The sequence below is a fragment of the Pedobacter sp. SL55 genome, assembly GCF_026625705.1.
GTDB lineage: Bacteria > Bacteroidota > Bacteroidia > Sphingobacteriales > Sphingobacteriaceae > Pedobacter.
Map to the genome: position 1 here is coordinate 1,829,647 of NZ_CP113059.1, position 14,769 is coordinate 1,844,415.

Annotated in this window: 13 protein-coding genes; 7 read left to right on the forward strand and 6 right to left on the reverse strand. The window is 37.5% G+C overall.

Features of this window, described 5'->3' with window-relative positions:
• Positions 1–121 precede the first annotated feature (121 nt).
• Both OVA16_RS08305 and OVA16_RS08310 read left to right on the forward strand, forming a co-directional pair.
• Positions 122–352 carry a helix-turn-helix domain-containing protein gene (locus OVA16_RS08305; RefSeq protein ID WP_267764812.1) on the forward strand — a complete coding sequence of 77 codons (231 nt, stop codon included), beginning with the start codon at positions 122–124 and terminating at the stop codon, positions 350–352.
• Positions 333–962, forward strand: a complete 630-nt coding sequence (locus OVA16_RS08310; protein WP_267764814.1) for a ScaI family restriction endonuclease — start codon at positions 333–335, stop codon at positions 960–962. The genes OVA16_RS08305 and OVA16_RS08310 overlap by 20 nt, the downstream gene beginning before the upstream one ends.
• Here the strand turns inward: OVA16_RS08310 and OVA16_RS08315 are convergent.
• Positions 959–1,816, reverse strand: coding sequence for a DNA-methyltransferase (locus tag OVA16_RS08315; RefSeq protein WP_267764816.1), 858 nt, complete (start codon positions 1,814–1,816; stop codon positions 959–961). The genes OVA16_RS08310 and OVA16_RS08315 overlap by 4 nt on opposite strands.
• Positions 1,817–1,991: 175 nt before the next feature.
• On the opposite strand from OVA16_RS08315, the gene OVA16_RS08320 reads away from it, so the two are divergent.
• The 4 genes from OVA16_RS08320 to OVA16_RS08335 all read left to right on the forward strand — a co-directional run bounded on the left by OVA16_RS08320 (position 1,992) and on the right by OVA16_RS08335 (position 7,352).
• Positions 1,992–2,339, forward strand: coding sequence for a PadR family transcriptional regulator (locus tag OVA16_RS08320; protein ID WP_267764817.1), 348 nt, complete (start codon positions 1,992–1,994; stop codon positions 2,337–2,339).
• Between the two features lie 41 nt (positions 2,340–2,380).
• Positions 2,381–3,997, forward strand: a complete 1,617-nt coding sequence (locus tag OVA16_RS08325) for a PspC domain-containing protein (protein WP_267764819.1) — start codon at positions 2,381–2,383, stop codon at positions 3,995–3,997.
• A 307-nt stretch (positions 3,998–4,304) separates the two neighbouring features.
• Entirely contained in the window at positions 4,305–6,728 is a 2,424-nt protein-coding gene (locus OVA16_RS08330; RefSeq protein ID WP_267764821.1) for a TonB-dependent receptor domain-containing protein, read from the forward strand.
• 267 nt (positions 6,729–6,995) lie between these two features.
• Complete coding sequence (locus tag OVA16_RS08335; protein WP_267764822.1) at positions 6,996–7,352, forward strand: hypothetical protein; 357 nt, start codon at positions 6,996–6,998, stop codon at positions 7,350–7,352.
• Positions 7,353–7,424: 72 nt separating this feature from the next.
• Here OVA16_RS08335 and OVA16_RS08340 read toward each other — a convergent pair whose 3' ends face one another.
• From OVA16_RS08340 to msrA, 5 genes are all read right to left on the reverse strand, one after another.
• Complete coding sequence (locus OVA16_RS08340; protein ID WP_267764823.1) at positions 7,425–10,139, reverse strand: Ig-like domain-containing protein; 2,715 nt, start codon at positions 10,137–10,139, stop codon at positions 7,425–7,427.
• A 675-nt stretch (positions 10,140–10,814) separates the two neighbouring features.
• Positions 10,815–11,444 carry an NAD(P)H-dependent oxidoreductase gene (locus tag OVA16_RS08345; RefSeq protein WP_267764824.1) on the reverse strand — a complete coding sequence of 210 codons (630 nt, stop codon included), beginning with the start codon at positions 11,442–11,444 and terminating at the stop codon, positions 10,815–10,817.
• Between the two features lie 7 nt (positions 11,445–11,451).
• The gene (locus OVA16_RS08350) at positions 11,452–12,048 is read right to left on the reverse strand and encodes a TetR/AcrR family transcriptional regulator (RefSeq protein WP_267764826.1); all 597 of its coding nucleotides are present in this window, start codon (positions 12,046–12,048) and stop codon (positions 11,452–11,454) included.
• 187 nt (positions 12,049–12,235) lie between these two features.
• Positions 12,236–12,625 (reverse strand): DUF1398 domain-containing protein, encoded by a 390-nt coding sequence (locus OVA16_RS08355; protein ID WP_267764828.1) that lies wholly within the window; start codon positions 12,623–12,625, stop codon positions 12,236–12,238.
• Between the two features lie 93 nt (positions 12,626–12,718).
• Positions 12,719–13,315: a peptide-methionine (S)-S-oxide reductase MsrA gene (gene msrA, locus OVA16_RS08360; RefSeq protein WP_267764831.1), complete on the reverse strand. Its 597-nt coding sequence runs from the start codon at positions 13,313–13,315 to the stop codon at positions 12,719–12,721.
• A gap of 361 nt (positions 13,316–13,676) precedes the next feature.
• On the opposite strand from msrA, the gene OVA16_RS08365 reads away from it, so the two are divergent.
• Positions 13,677–14,642, forward strand: a complete 966-nt coding sequence (locus tag OVA16_RS08365) for an isopenicillin N synthase family dioxygenase (protein WP_267764834.1) — start codon at positions 13,677–13,679, stop codon at positions 14,640–14,642.
• Positions 14,643–14,769 lie beyond the last annotated feature (127 nt).

Sequence of the window (14,769 nt, forward strand, 5' to 3'; positions counted from 1 at the left end):
AGTGTTTTTGTAAAAAGAATTAATCTTTCGACTAATTTCAGTTTGAAAAAGTTTGAAGTGATAACTATAGTCTGTTGAAGGATGATTAGACTCTGGCTAACTTAGCATACTATTATTAGCAATGAATTTAAATAAACGGATTTTAATCCAATTCGGAGAAAAAGTTAAAGAGCTTAGAAAGTCTAAGGGATGGTCTCAAGAGCAACTTTCATTTCATGCGAACTTACATAGAACTTACATCGGTATGATTGAAAGAGCTGAAAAGAATATAACGTTATTAAATATTGAAAAAATTGCTAAAGCATTAGATATAGAAATAAAAGAACTATTTGATGAGATCACCTTATTTTAATGTCCCGACTGAGGGTCATTTAAAAGTAACAAACAAATTAATCGAAGATCATCCTTTAAAAAAGATGGAGATTGTTGATGCTGTTTTAAAATCTTGGGAGCAAATTTTTGTATCTAAAATTGGTCCATTGTCAATAGGGATTGATATTTTCCCTTCGCCACAAGTTATGTCAAATATATTGCACGAATTAATTCCATACAACCTCGCCGCACTAGTCGGTAATGATGTTAGGATAGGAAAGTCAAAAAATGAAAAGGATATTGAATATCTCCCTAATCCAGATTTTTCAATTGAAGTAAAAACTTCTAGTCATAATACAGATATTTTTGCTAATAGAAGCTATGCACAACCAAGTTTTAACTCTGGAACTAAAAATAAAAATGGTTACTACATAGCTGTAAATATTGAAAAATTTGATTTGGACGAAGATGGAATAGAAATTAAAGCAAAGTTTGATGAAAAGGGCTCTCTAGTTTATCCCAAAATAAGAAAAATTAGGTTTGGATATTTGGAACATAATGATTGGATTGCGCAAAATGCAGCAACTGGTCAACAGGCTAGATTGACTCCTGCCGCTAAAAGAACCAAATTATTACAAATATATCCTTAAAACAACGTCAGCAATTTTTTTTTATCTTGGATCTCGACTAATGTTTTGTTTAGTCTGTTAGAAATAGTTTCTAGATAATTACTGTCAATTTCAAAACCTAAGAATAGTCTGTTATTTTTCATTGCCGTACTAGCTGTTGTTCCAGAACCCATATATGGATCAAGTATTAAGTCATGTTGATTAGTAAACCCTTTAATCATTCTTGATATTAAATCTTCTGGAAATTGTGCAGGATGATTGGTTCTCTCTTGGGATGAACGATTTGCGCCAGAAGTAACTTTTGCTATCTGCCAAACATCACTCGGATTTTTGCCTAAAGTATTGCATCGTAGAACACCATTTTTTTTCTGATTCGGATATTTTACATCTGGATCTCTTATGTTGTCTAAATTAAAAGTATATACTTCAGGATTTTTAATGTACCATAATATTTTTTCGTTTCTAGGGGATAAGAACTTTTTAGCTGCTACTCCAGCGCCATAATTCCATATTATCTCCTGTTGTAAATAAAATTTGATCTTATCCCAAATCAAGTAAGTTATCGGTACAGCTTTGCCAATATTCGGTATGCCCAAATATCCGACATTTAGTAATAATGCACCATCTTCCTTAGTAATGTTGAATACTAAATTAAAAACCTCTTCTAGCCAGTTTACATACTCATTAAGTGGCATTATTTTTTCATATTCCTTTCCTATGTTATATGGCGGACTTGTAATAGTGGCATCAATATTCAACCCTGATTCACTAAGAATTGATAATCCCTCTAAACAATCCATATTATAAATTAAGCCAAATTCGTTTTCGTAACTCGGACTACCTAAAACTTTTTTGATATCTTCTAATCTAGACATTTTTTTTGCTAATTATAGTATTCAAATGTAGTTAATTTTAGCAATTTAAAATAACAAAGTATTAATATATATTCTTTGCATGAGTTTAATTTTATTTAATTGATAATCAAGTTTTTGTATTTTTACAAGGTACTATGTATTGCATAGTACATTATTAAACATATATCTTTGTATTATGATAGCAGAGAATACGCAAACCCAAATGCGCAAGGGCATACTCGAATATTGTGTGCTTTTAATCATCTCCCGCGGAGAGATTTACGCGTCAGATATCATCGCCGAATTGAAGCGAGCGAAACTATTAGTAGTAGAGGGTACTTTGTATCCGCTACTTACGCGATTAAAGAACAATGGCCTACTCAGTTACAACTGGGTAGAATCTACCTCGGGGCCGCCACGTAAATATTATGTGCTTACACCCGAGGGCCGCCAAATTTTAAGCCAACTAGACACCACGTGGAGTGAGCTTGTTTACGCTATTACCACGTCACAACAAGCAAAACCAACAACAGAAGAGAAATAAGAATTAACGCAGTGGCCCAGCTACTGATAAAAAATATCGATATGAATAAGACGATTATCATCAATATAGGAAACTCAATCATCCACATAGAGGAAGAAGCATACGAGATACTAATGGCTTACCTTAACGAGATTAAGCAGCATTTTGCTAAAACAGCAGATGATTTTGAAATTGTAAAGGATATAGAAAACAGAATTGCCGAGATGTTTGCCGAAATTTTGCAAAAAGCGCAAAAGCAGGTAATTGATGTTGCCGATGTGCGTAGCGTAATTGCGCAAATGGGCAGCGTACAAGATTTTTTGAACGAAGAGGAAGAAGAAGTAAAAACCGAAAATTTTTATGCCAGCTATAATGGCGTAAAAAAACTGTATCGCGATACAGATGAAGGCGTAATTGCCGGTGTTTGTGCGGGTTTGGGGCATTACCTTAACGTTGAGGCACGTTGGTTACGTTTAGCTTTCTTGTTACTTACTTTTTTAGCTGGATCTAGCATTTTAGTGTACCTAATTTTGTGGGTTGTAGTTCCTAGAGCGGCAACACGCTCTGAAAGAATGGAGATGAAAGGCGAAGCAACCAATTTGTATGGCTACAAAAAAAGTTTTGATGAGGAGCTAGCTGCACTAAAGGCCAATATGAAATCTGCCAATGACCATCTGGCACCTGCAATGAGAAAATCAGGTAATTTGATTACGCAGGGTGTTAAAATGGTGGGTAGTTTAATTAAATGGATTTTTAAGTTCTTTGGAAAAACTATTGCCATTTGTTTCATCGTTTTCGGTTTTGGTATGATGATTTTCTTAATCGTTTCGTTAGGGATGTTGGTGGGTTTTTGGGATGAAAATACCTACCAAAGTTTTCCGCTAAATGTAATTGATACTTCATTTAGAGATGGATTGATTTTTAATGCTTTTCTAACGTTTTTTATCCCAATTTTGGCTTTGGTACTATTTGCTTTAAAGGTAGTTAACAACAGGATAGAGATTAGCAAGTATGTTTGGTTTGGCTTGTTAATTGTTTGGATGATTGGCGCTGGAACATCGGCCTACTATACCGCAAAAATTATGGGCGAATTTAAGGATGATGCCAAGCTGGTACAGCAGGTAGATTTGAAACCTTATCAAACTTACGTAATTGAAGTAGACAAAAACATGGTTTTTAGTAAGCAAGACAGTATACGTTACCATCTGGAGGAAACCAACATGGGCAGGCGAATGGTGGTAGAAGATTTCGACAATGGAATGTTTAGAAACCCAAGAACGGTAAGCTTTGAAGTGGTGAAAAGCCACGACGGTAAAAGTGCAGTTGTTGCTACCTACGAGTCGCAAGGTAAAAATTTTGAAACTGCTTTGAAATATGCACAAAACATAGAGTATAAGTTTTTACAAAGAGACTCGGCGCTCATCTTTAATCCGGCAATTAGGCTAAAGCAGCATACTGCATGGCGTGGCCAAAATGTACATTTAAGTTTAAAAATCCCGGTAGGAGCCCGTGTGTTGATTAACAAAAATAACGACAGGTATTGGAGCTTTTACTATTACTGGTGCCGCGAAGATGACGTAGACCAAACTGGGGCATATCGTGAGTTTATCATGACCGAAGAAGGATTAAAATGCAGGTATGACCTTGAACATCCAGAAGAAAAGAAAAGTGGCCAGTAGTTAGTGGCTAGGTATCAGTTGGGCTTGCTTGCAACACGGCTGATACCTAAATAAATCCAATAGTTTTTATAAAATTTTTAAGCCTCAAAAATGAGGATTGCTACTGTATTGCCCAAAAAATAAGTGAAAGGCAGGTTGATGGAAGCGTTGAAAATTGGGCTAGCTGTAACCTCTTCTAACAAACATAAGTCTTAATAAAAAACAAAAAATGCGAAGCTATAATGACTGTACAAACTAAGTGCTCATCATGTATGCTTCATCTAAAAAAATAACCTAGCACAATGAAAAAAATATTACTGTTAATAACATGCCTTTTGGCGTGGGGGACATCCTTTGCCCAAAAAAAGGAAACATCAGCGGTAAAATAGTGGCTGATAATAACGAAGCTTTACCGTACAGCTTAGTAAAGCTGATCAATTTAGCCGATACTTTAAACGTTAAAGAAGCATCCGCAAATTTGGATGGTATTTTCCAATTTCCGCAAGTTGCGGCAGGCCAATATCATTTGCGTGTTAAAATGGTGGGCTACAAAAATTACCAATCGGCAAAGATTGATTTTAACGGAACTGACCAGCTATTGCCCGCTATTAAATTGGAAAGTACCAGCAAGCAGTTAAATGAAGTTAGCATAGTTGCACAAAAACCTTTTGTAGAACGCAAAGCGGATAAAACCGTGTTAAATGTAGAAAATAATATAACCGCTACAGGAAATTCGGTGTTAGAATTATTGGAAAAAGCACCCGGTGTAACCGTAGATAGGCAAACAGAGCAGATTAAATTGAATAACAAAGCGGGCATTACCATTATGGTAGATGGAAAACAGAATTTCCTTTCGGGAGCCGATATTACTACGGTGCTTAGTAACATGAGCAGCGATCAGGTGGCCACCATAGAGCTTATTACCAATCCTTCGTCTAAATATGATGCCGCCGGAAATGCGGGGATCATCAATATTAAACTTAAACGAAACAAAAGCTTTGGTACCAACGGTACTTTGTCGGCCAATACTGGCTTGGGCACTGCTAAAAATGGACCTTCAGATTTGTATCGCCATAGCGGAAACCTAAACTTGAACCATCGCGTAAACAAATGGAATGTTTTCGGTAATGCCGCATTTAATACCCGTACCGGCTACAACCAAACTTTGTTAGACAGAACCGCAAACATTGGCAATACCACCACAACTTTTGATCAGTCTTTTGCCCGCAACCAAAAAGGAACAGGCTATGCAGGTAAAATTGGGGCAGATTATTACGTTTCGGAAAAAACGGTAATAGGGCTAATGTTGGATGTGACAACCAATGATAATCAGCAAAATGGATTGAGCCGAGCTAATCTTAACGAGCGCCAGCAAAATACGCAAACATTAAGTTATGTTAACCAGGCAAATGGAAACGGTGCTAAGTTTAACAGTTTAACTTCTAATTTTAACTTAAAGCACGATTTGGCCAAACAAGATGCCAACATTACATTTGATTTTGATTATGCTGGTTACGCATTGGATAGAAATGACAGCTTTGATGCCTTTTATCTGGATGCAGCACAGGTGCAAACCAGCAGTACCAATTTGAGAAACATTGTAGATGCCCGAATTGATGTATTTGCCGCAAAAACAGATTTTTCTTGGCCATTTTCTAAGACCTTGAAGTTCGAATCGGGATTGAAAAGCAGCATTGTAAATACCAATAACGATTTCGTTTCTGAGCAGTTAAACAATGGGCAATGGACAGATATTTTAGGCCGATCAAATTTATTTATCTATAAAGAAAATATCAATGCCGCTTATGCTAACCTCTCGCAAAGCTGGAAAAAATGGCAAGTGCAGTTGGGTTTAAGGGCAGAGCATACACATAGCAAAGGTAATTCGGTAACCAGCAATAAAGTGGTAGATAGGGATTACGTTTCCTTGTTTCCAACGGTGTTTGTTAAGCAAGAATTGGCAAAAAATCACAGTCTTAACTATTCGTACGGACGAAGGATAGACAGGCCAAGTTACCAGCAGCTCAATCCTTTTGTGCAGTATTTGGATCCGTATACTATTGATAGCGGTAACCCTTACCTCAATGCACAATTCACAGATAATTTCGAGTTGGGCTACAGTTTTAAGGAAATCTCCCTATCGGTAAATTATGCCAATGTAAGAGGTATGTTGGTGCAAGTGAGTAGACAGAACGATGTCACCAAGCAAATAGAAGTACAACGTCAGAACTTTGGCAAAGCCGATTTGTACAATGCCAATTTGTATGTGCCGCTAAAAATCAATAAAATTTGGAGTATGCAAAACAACTTCTCGGCCAGGTATCAAGATTACCAAGACGGTACCTTGGTTGGTGCGGCTTATCAAAAGGCTATGGTTTCGTTCAATTTTAATACTTCTCAGTCTTTTACTTTTTCTAAAACTTTTAGGGCCGAAGTTAGCTTTTGGTATGATTCGCCTAGTGTGCGTGGCGTAGAAGAAACTACCATTGCCCAATATGCACTGAATTTTGGCGTGCAAAAGACATTAATGCAAAACAAGCTAAAATTACGCCTGGCCGTAGATGATGTGTTGGCCACCAATTATTGGGAGGGCCAAATGAAATATCAAAACGTAGATATGTACATCAAAAATTATTACGTGAGCCGCAGGGCCTCTTTTAGTTTGAATTATGCTTTTGGCAACCAGCAAGTAAAATCGGCTAGAAACAGAAAAACTGCAATTGATGATATTAAAGGTAGAACTGGAGGATAGTTATTAGGTGTTAGGGAATAGGTTTTAGGTTGTTTAATCAGCATGAGAGTAATAACCTGAGATTTAATATTTGTAGCCCTACAACACCCCGGTCTTCTACCACCCCTCCAAAGAAGGCAACTGCGACCAAAATTCCCCTCCTTTGGAGGGGTGCCTGAAAGGCTGAGTGGTTAAAAATTGTAATAGACTGTTTAAGCGCCACCCAATCACACTTTAATTATCGAACTCCAGGTTAATACCTAATTCCTAACCACTAATCGCTGAAATATGAAAAAAATAATTTTATATATAGCAATGTTCATCACAGTGATGGCTTGTAATAGAAAAGAAACCTCTATAAAAGTTAGCAAAACTGCCGACAGATTCGAGTTAATAGCCCAATATCCCGATGACAAAGAAAAGCAACTGAGCGTCTTTTTGCAAAACTCCTTTAAACAAGATAGTGGGTTTTTAAGGCAAGATTTAGCAGTTGGTAAAGAGATTAAGCTAACTAATGGAGTAGTTTTTTACATCAGGCATAATCCTAGAAAGTTAGAATTAGAAATGCTGAAAGCTAAAAATAATGCAGTAGGTCATCAGTTTTTTGATGAATTAGTTAAAGGAATTAAAAGGGTATTAAATTGATGGTTCCCTAAAATATAAAAAGGAAAAGTGGCTGGCTTTTCCTTTTTATATTTTGATGCAATTGGGAATAACTTACTTTACCGTATACCTTAATACGGTTCTACCTACATTTCCATCTTTATCTATTCCTTCTACCACGGCTTTGTAAGTTCCTTTACCATCGGCGTTGTTAAACTCAAAACTAACGTTCCCTTTTTCATCGGTAACTAATTTGGGGTTCCAATAAATGGTAGTTCTTAAATCGTTGCTAGTAATAGGTGCATTTGGTGCATATTTTGGAGAATAAAACTCCCTTTCTTTGCTATAACCCATTGGCGAATATTTTACTTCGTATTTTTTAGGGATCATGTCTAAGAAATCTTGTTTAGAAATTTTTTCTCCTTTAGGTATTTTCTTGGTATTGATAACAATTACTCCACGGGTGTTGTACATTCTGTCTACCGTTCCAAGCGGGTCGTTCAAGAAAATCTCGATAGATTCTACATCGTTAGCGGCAACGGTATTAATGGCGTTGGCGTCAACAAACATCCCATTTAAGAAAATAGCGGCAGGAGTACGGCCACCTTGGTTATAATCTCTAGTGATGTAGAATTTTTGTTCGTTGAACTCGTAAGTAAAACTTGGCGCCTGTACTTTCAAACATTCCAACAGCATGTTGCAGCCTTCCAAGTTCTTGCCGTCTATAAACCTGTCTGGTATTTGGCTTAAGCCAGATAAAGCTGCATGATCTGAATGGCTGGGACGCTTTACCGCTGCTCCCCTAATTTCTACAGTTTTTAACGTACGCATAAAACGATATTGCTTTTGGCTGTTGCTTAGATACGAAGCCATAGCAGTATCTATGTTTTCAATTTCATCTGCCGCATGTACGTTGTATCCTTTCGATGCACTTGGCGTGCCATCTAGCATAATCATCAAGTTGTTATAGTTAGGGTTAGAACGTGCAGTAATTACTACTTGAGACGAATCGGGAAATACCAAATCTTTAAAGCTAAACACGCCCACGTTACTGGTAGTAATTTCTTTAGAGATAGGTTTGCCCGTTACCATCATTCGCATTACTCCTTTTCTTATAGGCATACCGGTGAGGTCTCTTAACGTACCCGAAATGGTTATGCCTTGCTCTGGTAGCAAGAAAACTTTAGGATAACGTCCAGCTAAAATTTCTTTGTAGGCAAATCTTCTGTAACCTTGTGTTAACATCAATCGATCTAAATCCGCTAGTTTCTTATCATCTGTTTTGTTGAAATAATAGTTAGGTTTTTCTATGTAACCTTTCAAATCTGAAGTAAGTAATAGCGAACTTAAAATTGTGGTTTCCGTATTTTCATCTACTGGCACTTTGGTTTCATCCGTAACAGTGACAGAGAAATTGCCAGCTATGGGTTGGCCTTTGCCTTTTGCATCTAAAGTAAGTTTTACTTTTTGACGAGGTTTATAAGTTGACAAATCTGCTTTTAGGGCTAAGTTCATCGCATCTTTATGTAAAACAAATACTAAGCGCTCGCTAATTGGTTCGCTTTTTTCATCAAATAAAGTAAGTTGTGCAATACCAGAAGGGAAGTTCTCTTTTGGAATTTTAGCTGTAATTACTTGATTTTTTAATTGTAATTGAGCCGCGTAAGCTACCACATTGCTGTTTTGTCCAACCAGATAAAAGCTCTTTTCTTTATTTGCTTCAAAAAATGTTGTGCTCGCTAAAATTCGCAGGTTAATGAAATCTGCTGCTGCGGGGTTGGTTGCCTGTAAGGTAATGCCTTCTACTGCTTTAGGTAAATCTACAGTTTTTGAAACCCCACCAACTGTGTATTTTAACTTGTAGTTTTTACCTGCTTCGGGCGAGATAAAGAAACTGCCAATGCCAGCAAAAGAAGAGGTAAAGGTTACAATCTCGGTGTTTTGCTCATCAACAATACTGCCTTTTACATCGGCCCCCAATCCATTTGCTTTAACTGCCTTAAAGCCAACTTGGTTAGGTATGCCAGCAATTAATTGGCCACCTTCTGGAAAAACTTGGAAGTCGATATCATTTTCGCCCTGTCTGATGTTGAAACTTGCACTCGCCAACTCTTTATCAGCAATATTCACATCAGCTACCAAAGTTCCTTTTTTGATGGGATCTCCAGCTTTACTGGTCACTGTAATGGTCAAATAGCCATTGGCATCGGTTGTGCCTTTGCCTCTTGCAAATACATCATAGTTATGAAACACCCGCCAGTTAACGGTTTTGTTGGCTAAAGGTTTTTTGTTGATGTCTTTAAACTGGATACGAGCAGTAGTTTTTATGGCTTTATCTGCTGGTGCGTTCGTGAGATTTACATTTGTTATGAGTTGTTTGTCTATAGCTTCGCCAACGAGTATGTTCTTAGAAAAGAAATAATCTGGATCGAAATTCAACATCCATAGGGTGTACGCTCTAATGTAGTAATTACCTTGTTTAAAGGTGTTCATGGGTAAAGGCATATTGCCATAAGCCACGCTATTTTTTACAGGTAGTTTTACTGTTTGCACCAAAGAATCTACTGCGTTGTACATTTCTACATAAACAATTTTGCTTAATGGCGATGGGATGTTGTTCTGTGTAGTTACGTAGGCTTTAAACCAAACGGTATCGGCTACGGCATAGTAAGGTTTATCGAAATGTAGATATACCTTTTCTAGCGGCTGCTCTTCTGATAAGCGTTTGGTTTTAGTAAGAATATTGTTTAGGGAAACACTATCTTGTTGGGCATAGGCCGATGTAAGCGCAAAGCACAAAAGCAGTACAAGGATTTTCGTGAATTTCATTTTTTATACAAGTTCTGCGTCTTTGCAGGGTGCGGAGCAAAAATAAATACCAATCGATACTGTGCTGAGATTGCTTCGTGCCTCGCAATGACGGGTAAAAGGCTAAATATATGGTTTATTGGTTAAGGACGGGGAATTGTATCTAAAGTTTAACAAAATTTTACATTAGCAATGTAACAAAAATTAATAACTCTCTACTTTGGCTAATGGCGAGTTTTGACTAAAGCCAAATTTGTTTTGTTTTTTATCCGTCGGCTAAAGCCTGACGGCAATGAATCTTAATAGGATAGTGTTAAATTGTAATTGGCTTGATATTTAAAACCATTTCATAGGCTTCTGCTTTAGTTTTTTAAATCGATAAATATCAAAATCTAAAGGCAGTGGATGATGCCGTTTCATTGCCGTCTGCTTTAGCTGACGGATTGAAGGATTTGCCAAGAAAGAGCTAGCTAGTTGCAGGAGCTTTTGTTAGCTACACCTGATGGAAATGGAAACCCCGCACACGAGTGAAGCGAGGGGAGGAGTTGTAATGTACAGCAGGACTATCGGGTCATAATTGTGATGAGTTCGCTGTTCTAAGAAAAAAAAGCAGATATTGCCGATTTAGCTGTAGACTGGCACAAATTTAAGCTGTGAAAATCGGAGCTATTTATCTGCAATATCTGCTGTGAAAAACTATTTCTGGATAATGAAGTTCTCTTTTGATGAACGTACTTTTTTTAAGCCTACTAACCAGTCGTTAGCCTCATCGCGGTAACCTAAAGGTAAAACGGTAACGCTTTTTAAACCTTGATCAGCTAAATTTAAGATTTCATCATATTTCGCATTGTCGAAACCTTCCATTGGGGTAGCATCTACTTTTAACAAGGCGGCTTCGGCAATAGCAAGGCCAAAAGAAATATAAGCCTGACGGGCTGCATGCTCGAAATTAACTTGCGCTTCGCGAGGTATATACATGCTTTTTAAGCGAGTTACGTAATCTGCAGTAGCTTCTGCGGGTACGCCACGCTCGGCATTGGTACGGTTAAATACTTCGTCTATGCGTTCTTCGGTATAATTGTCCCAAGCGGCAAAAACCAAAACGTGAGATGCATCTACAATTTGAGATTGACCGAAAGAATGAGGCAATAATTCTTGTTTTAAGGCAGGGTCTGTAACTACAATTACTTTAAAAGGTTGTAAGCCAGACGATGAAGGTGCCAAACGAGCAGCTTCTAAAATTTGGTCTACTTTTTCTTTTGGAACAGCCTGGCCGTTCATTTTTTTAGTGGCATAACGCCAGTTTAATGCTTCAATTAAGCTCATGATTTTTTTAACGATTGATATTTATGATAAATCCTTGTACGGCATCCAAAAGAATTTGCTGTTGCATTTCGTTTGGTGCCGCTGTAATGTTAAACATGCTGATAGAGGTTAGCCCATGGAGTATAGACCAAAGTGTATGGAACTTTAAGAGTTTACGTTGCTCATTATCTGCTTCCATTAGACTTCCTATGGTATTGATGAGCGTACAACTGAATTTGCCAATCTCGGCTATTTCTCTCGCTTTCTGGCAGCTGGGAATGCCCAAGCCAAACATCATTTTGTAATAAGCAGCATTGCTAAAAGCAAATTCGAAATAGCTTAAAGCCATTTGAGTAAGTTGCTGTTGTGGGTTGGTATGTTTTTCTTTAGTGCTTTGCATGGCCACTGCAAGCATATTAAATCCCTGCTTTACAAATTCTTCTTGAATGGCATCTTTACTTTCGAAATGGTTGTACACCACCGGCAAGCTGTAACCGATAGCTTCGGCAATTTTCCTCATAGAAACTGCTTGCCATCCTTCTTGCAGCACAATTTCTTCTGCAACTTTTAGGATCGCATTTTTGGTGAGTTCTTTTTGCTTTTGCCTATCGTTTTTAACTAACATTTTCTATTAAGTTAACACTGTTAGCAAAAGTAAAAGTTAACAGTGTTAGCTAAAAATATATTCCTGTTTTTTACTTAAAGATGATAGAACGATATGTAGCTAGTTAAACTTTTTTAACCTTGGCAATTAGGGGTATAAATGATGTGAGCCAAATGCACTGGGCAACAACTTAAAAAAGAATTACTGGCTAGCTTGGCATTTGTTCTACCAAAACTTCTTCGCCGGCTTTATCGTAATAAATGCAGGTCATTTGGTTAAGGTCTACAATCCATTTTTCGATGCCGGTTTCGGCACAGTCTTTACAGAAAGTGTAATAATCTGTTTGCCCTTGCTGATGAGCTTTTAGTTGTTTTACAAATTGATCTTGATTTGTTTTTAACGAGATTTCTAGATTTTCGTATTGCGGTTGAGACGAGGTTTGGTAGCCGTCGGCTCCATAATATTCGGTATGACTATCATCTACCCAAGTTTCGAAGCTTAAAACACCCATTTCCTTTATTTCTTGGATGTACTTCGGGAAATCGGCTCCAGATTTTACCTTTTCGTGAGCCTGTTCTATTTGTGCTACTGTAAACATTTTTTGGTTGGTTGGTCGGGGCGAAACATTTTTCGCCCTTACTGGCCCTTACTAGGGCCTTGCTGTTTGTTGAGGACGAAAAATGTTTCGTTCCTACTTGATTTTTGCTTTAAATAATTTTTCGAGCTTATCCATTTTTGGTAAAATTACTGCTCTACAATATGGCGCTTGGCCATTTTTGATGTAATAATCTTGATGGTAGTTTTCTGCTACGTAAAAAGTTTCGGCTTTATCTATAGCGGTAACCACAGGTTTGCCAAAAGCGTTCTCTTTGTTAAGTAGTGCTTTATATTTTTGGGCAGTTGCTTTTTGTTGCTCATTGTGGTAAAACACAACCGAACGGTATTGCGTGCCCACATCGGCACCTTGTCTGTTTAAGGTAGTGGGATCATGCAGTTTCCAGAAAACTTCTAACAACTCTTCGTAGCTTATTTTGCTAGGGTCGTATTGCATTTCAATAACCTCGGCGTGCCCAGTAGTACCTGTGCAAATTTCTTCGTAAGTAGGGTTGGGCACATTTCCGCCCTCGTAGCCAGAGCGCACATTGCTTACTCCATTTAAACGCTGAAAAACAGCTTCGGTACACCAAAAACAGCCCATGCCAAATGTTGCTTTTTCTAGTTTAGTTTTTTGTGCATCGGCACCTAGTATAGAGAAGAGAATTAAAGATGTCATAATTAACCTTTTCATTTTTTTTGTGTTTATGTAATAATACGTAAAAGCGTCGAAAAAAGTTCTACGTTGATGTAAAAATGACGAGCGGCTTAATAAATTTTTGTGGCATGTAATAGTTTTTGTGTTATAGACCCGATAGGAGCGAACACGTAGCGGCAAACACATAGGTTTGCCCGAAGTAAAGCGGAGAGCGGGACTTTCGGGAAATAATGCTGCTGCCACTGCGCTTCTAAAATTACACATTCTCTTTTAAATTGTGCTTGTTGTTAATAACTTAGGCGTTTGATTGACAGATTTTTAAATTGATATTTTTTTAAATAATGAGGTTTGTTAACATATCTTTTCTAAATTTAACTTGAACATTAAAATAAACGATATGTCAACACCTTATATTCCGTGTTTAGATTTAAACACTTACGTAAACGGAACCGAAGAGCAGCGTAAAAAGTTTTCTGATGAATTAGGCAAAGCTTTTAACGATTCGGGCTTTGTAACCATTACCAACCATGGCGTTAGTCAGGAGCTTATAGATAAACTCTATAAAAACATTAAAGAGTTATTTGCGTTGCCGGTTGATGTGAAGCGGAAATATGAAAAGGTAGAATTAGCGGGTCAACGTGGTTATACCAGTGCTGGTAAAGAAACAGCCAAAGGTGCAAAAACTGCCGATTTAAAAGAGTTTTGGCAAATTGGACAGACGGTTACCGATGGCGATGCCATTAAAAGTGAATATCCGGAAAATGAGATAGTAGAAGAAATTCCAGAATTTAATACTGTAACTAGAGAGATTTACCAGAAACTGGAAGAAAATGGTAAACACTTATTGAGAGCTATTGCTACTTATTTAGGTTTGCCAATTGATTACTTTGACCAGCATGTACATAATGGAAATTCGATTTTAAGAGGCATTCACTATTTTCCGATAGAAGACCCAGATTCTATTGCTCCAGATGCAGTACGTGCTGGTGCGCATGAAGATATTAACTTAATTACTTTGCTAATTGGCGCTAGCGCCGATGGGTTAGAGGTATTAACCCGTAGCAACGAATGGTTGGCTATTAAGGCGCAACATACTGATATTGTAGTGAATGTAGGCGATATGTTGCAACGTTTAACGAATAATAAACTGCGTTCTACTACACATAGGGTGGTAAATCCGCCTCGCGAATTGATGAAGACTTCTCGCTTCTCGGTGCCTTTTTTCTTGCATCCACGCAGTAATATGGATTTAACAAGCTTAGATTCTTGTATTGATGCCGAGCATCCGAAAGTATATAGTGATATGACTGCTGGCGAATACCTAGATGAGCGTTTAAGAGAAATTGGCTTAAAGAAGATGTAAATCTTTTTTGAAAGATAACCTAACTGGAAGTAGTTTGCCACTTCTGGCGAAACGGCAGCTGTGTAATAAGCTGCCGTTTTTTATTGCTTTTTAATTAAGCTGTCTACTTTAACAGAGTCGATAGTTT

Bases quoted from the DNA above. Each gene is read 5' to 3' on its own strand.
- OVA16_RS08305 (WP_267764812.1), top strand. From the start codon at position 122: ATGAATTTAAATAAACGGATTTTAATCCAATTCGGAGAAAAAGTTAAA.
- OVA16_RS08310 (WP_267764814.1), top strand. From the start codon at position 333: ATGAGATCACCTTATTTTAATGTCCCGACTGAGGGTCATTTAAAAGTA.
- OVA16_RS08315 (WP_267764816.1), bottom strand. From the start codon at position 1,816: ATGTCTAGATTAGAAGATATCAAAAAAGTTTTAGGTAGTCCGAGTTAC.
- OVA16_RS08320 (WP_267764817.1), top strand. From the start codon at position 1,992: ATGATAGCAGAGAATACGCAAACCCAAATGCGCAAGGGCATACTCGAA.
- OVA16_RS08325 (WP_267764819.1), top strand. From the start codon at position 2,381: ATGAATAAGACGATTATCATCAATATAGGAAACTCAATCATCCACATA.
- OVA16_RS08330 (WP_267764821.1), top strand. From the start codon at position 4,305: ATGCCTTTTGGCGTGGGGGACATCCTTTGCCCAAAAAAAGGAAACATC.
- OVA16_RS08335 (WP_267764822.1), top strand. From the start codon at position 6,996: ATGAAAAAAATAATTTTATATATAGCAATGTTCATCACAGTGATGGCT.
- OVA16_RS08340 (WP_267764823.1), bottom strand. From the start codon at position 10,139: ATGAAATTCACGAAAATCCTTGTACTGCTTTTGTGCTTTGCGCTTACA.
- OVA16_RS08345 (WP_267764824.1), bottom strand. From the start codon at position 11,444: ATGAGCTTAATTGAAGCATTAAACTGGCGTTATGCCACTAAAAAAATG.
- OVA16_RS08350 (WP_267764826.1), bottom strand. From the start codon at position 12,048: ATGTTAGTTAAAAACGATAGGCAAAAGCAAAAAGAACTCACCAAAAAT.
- OVA16_RS08355 (WP_267764828.1), bottom strand. From the start codon at position 12,625: ATGTTTACAGTAGCACAAATAGAACAGGCTCACGAAAAGGTAAAATCT.
- msrA (WP_267764831.1), bottom strand. From the start codon at position 13,315: ATGAAAAGGTTAATTATGACATCTTTAATTCTCTTCTCTATACTAGGT.
- OVA16_RS08365 (WP_267764834.1), top strand. From the start codon at position 13,677: ATGTCAACACCTTATATTCCGTGTTTAGATTTAAACACTTACGTAAAC.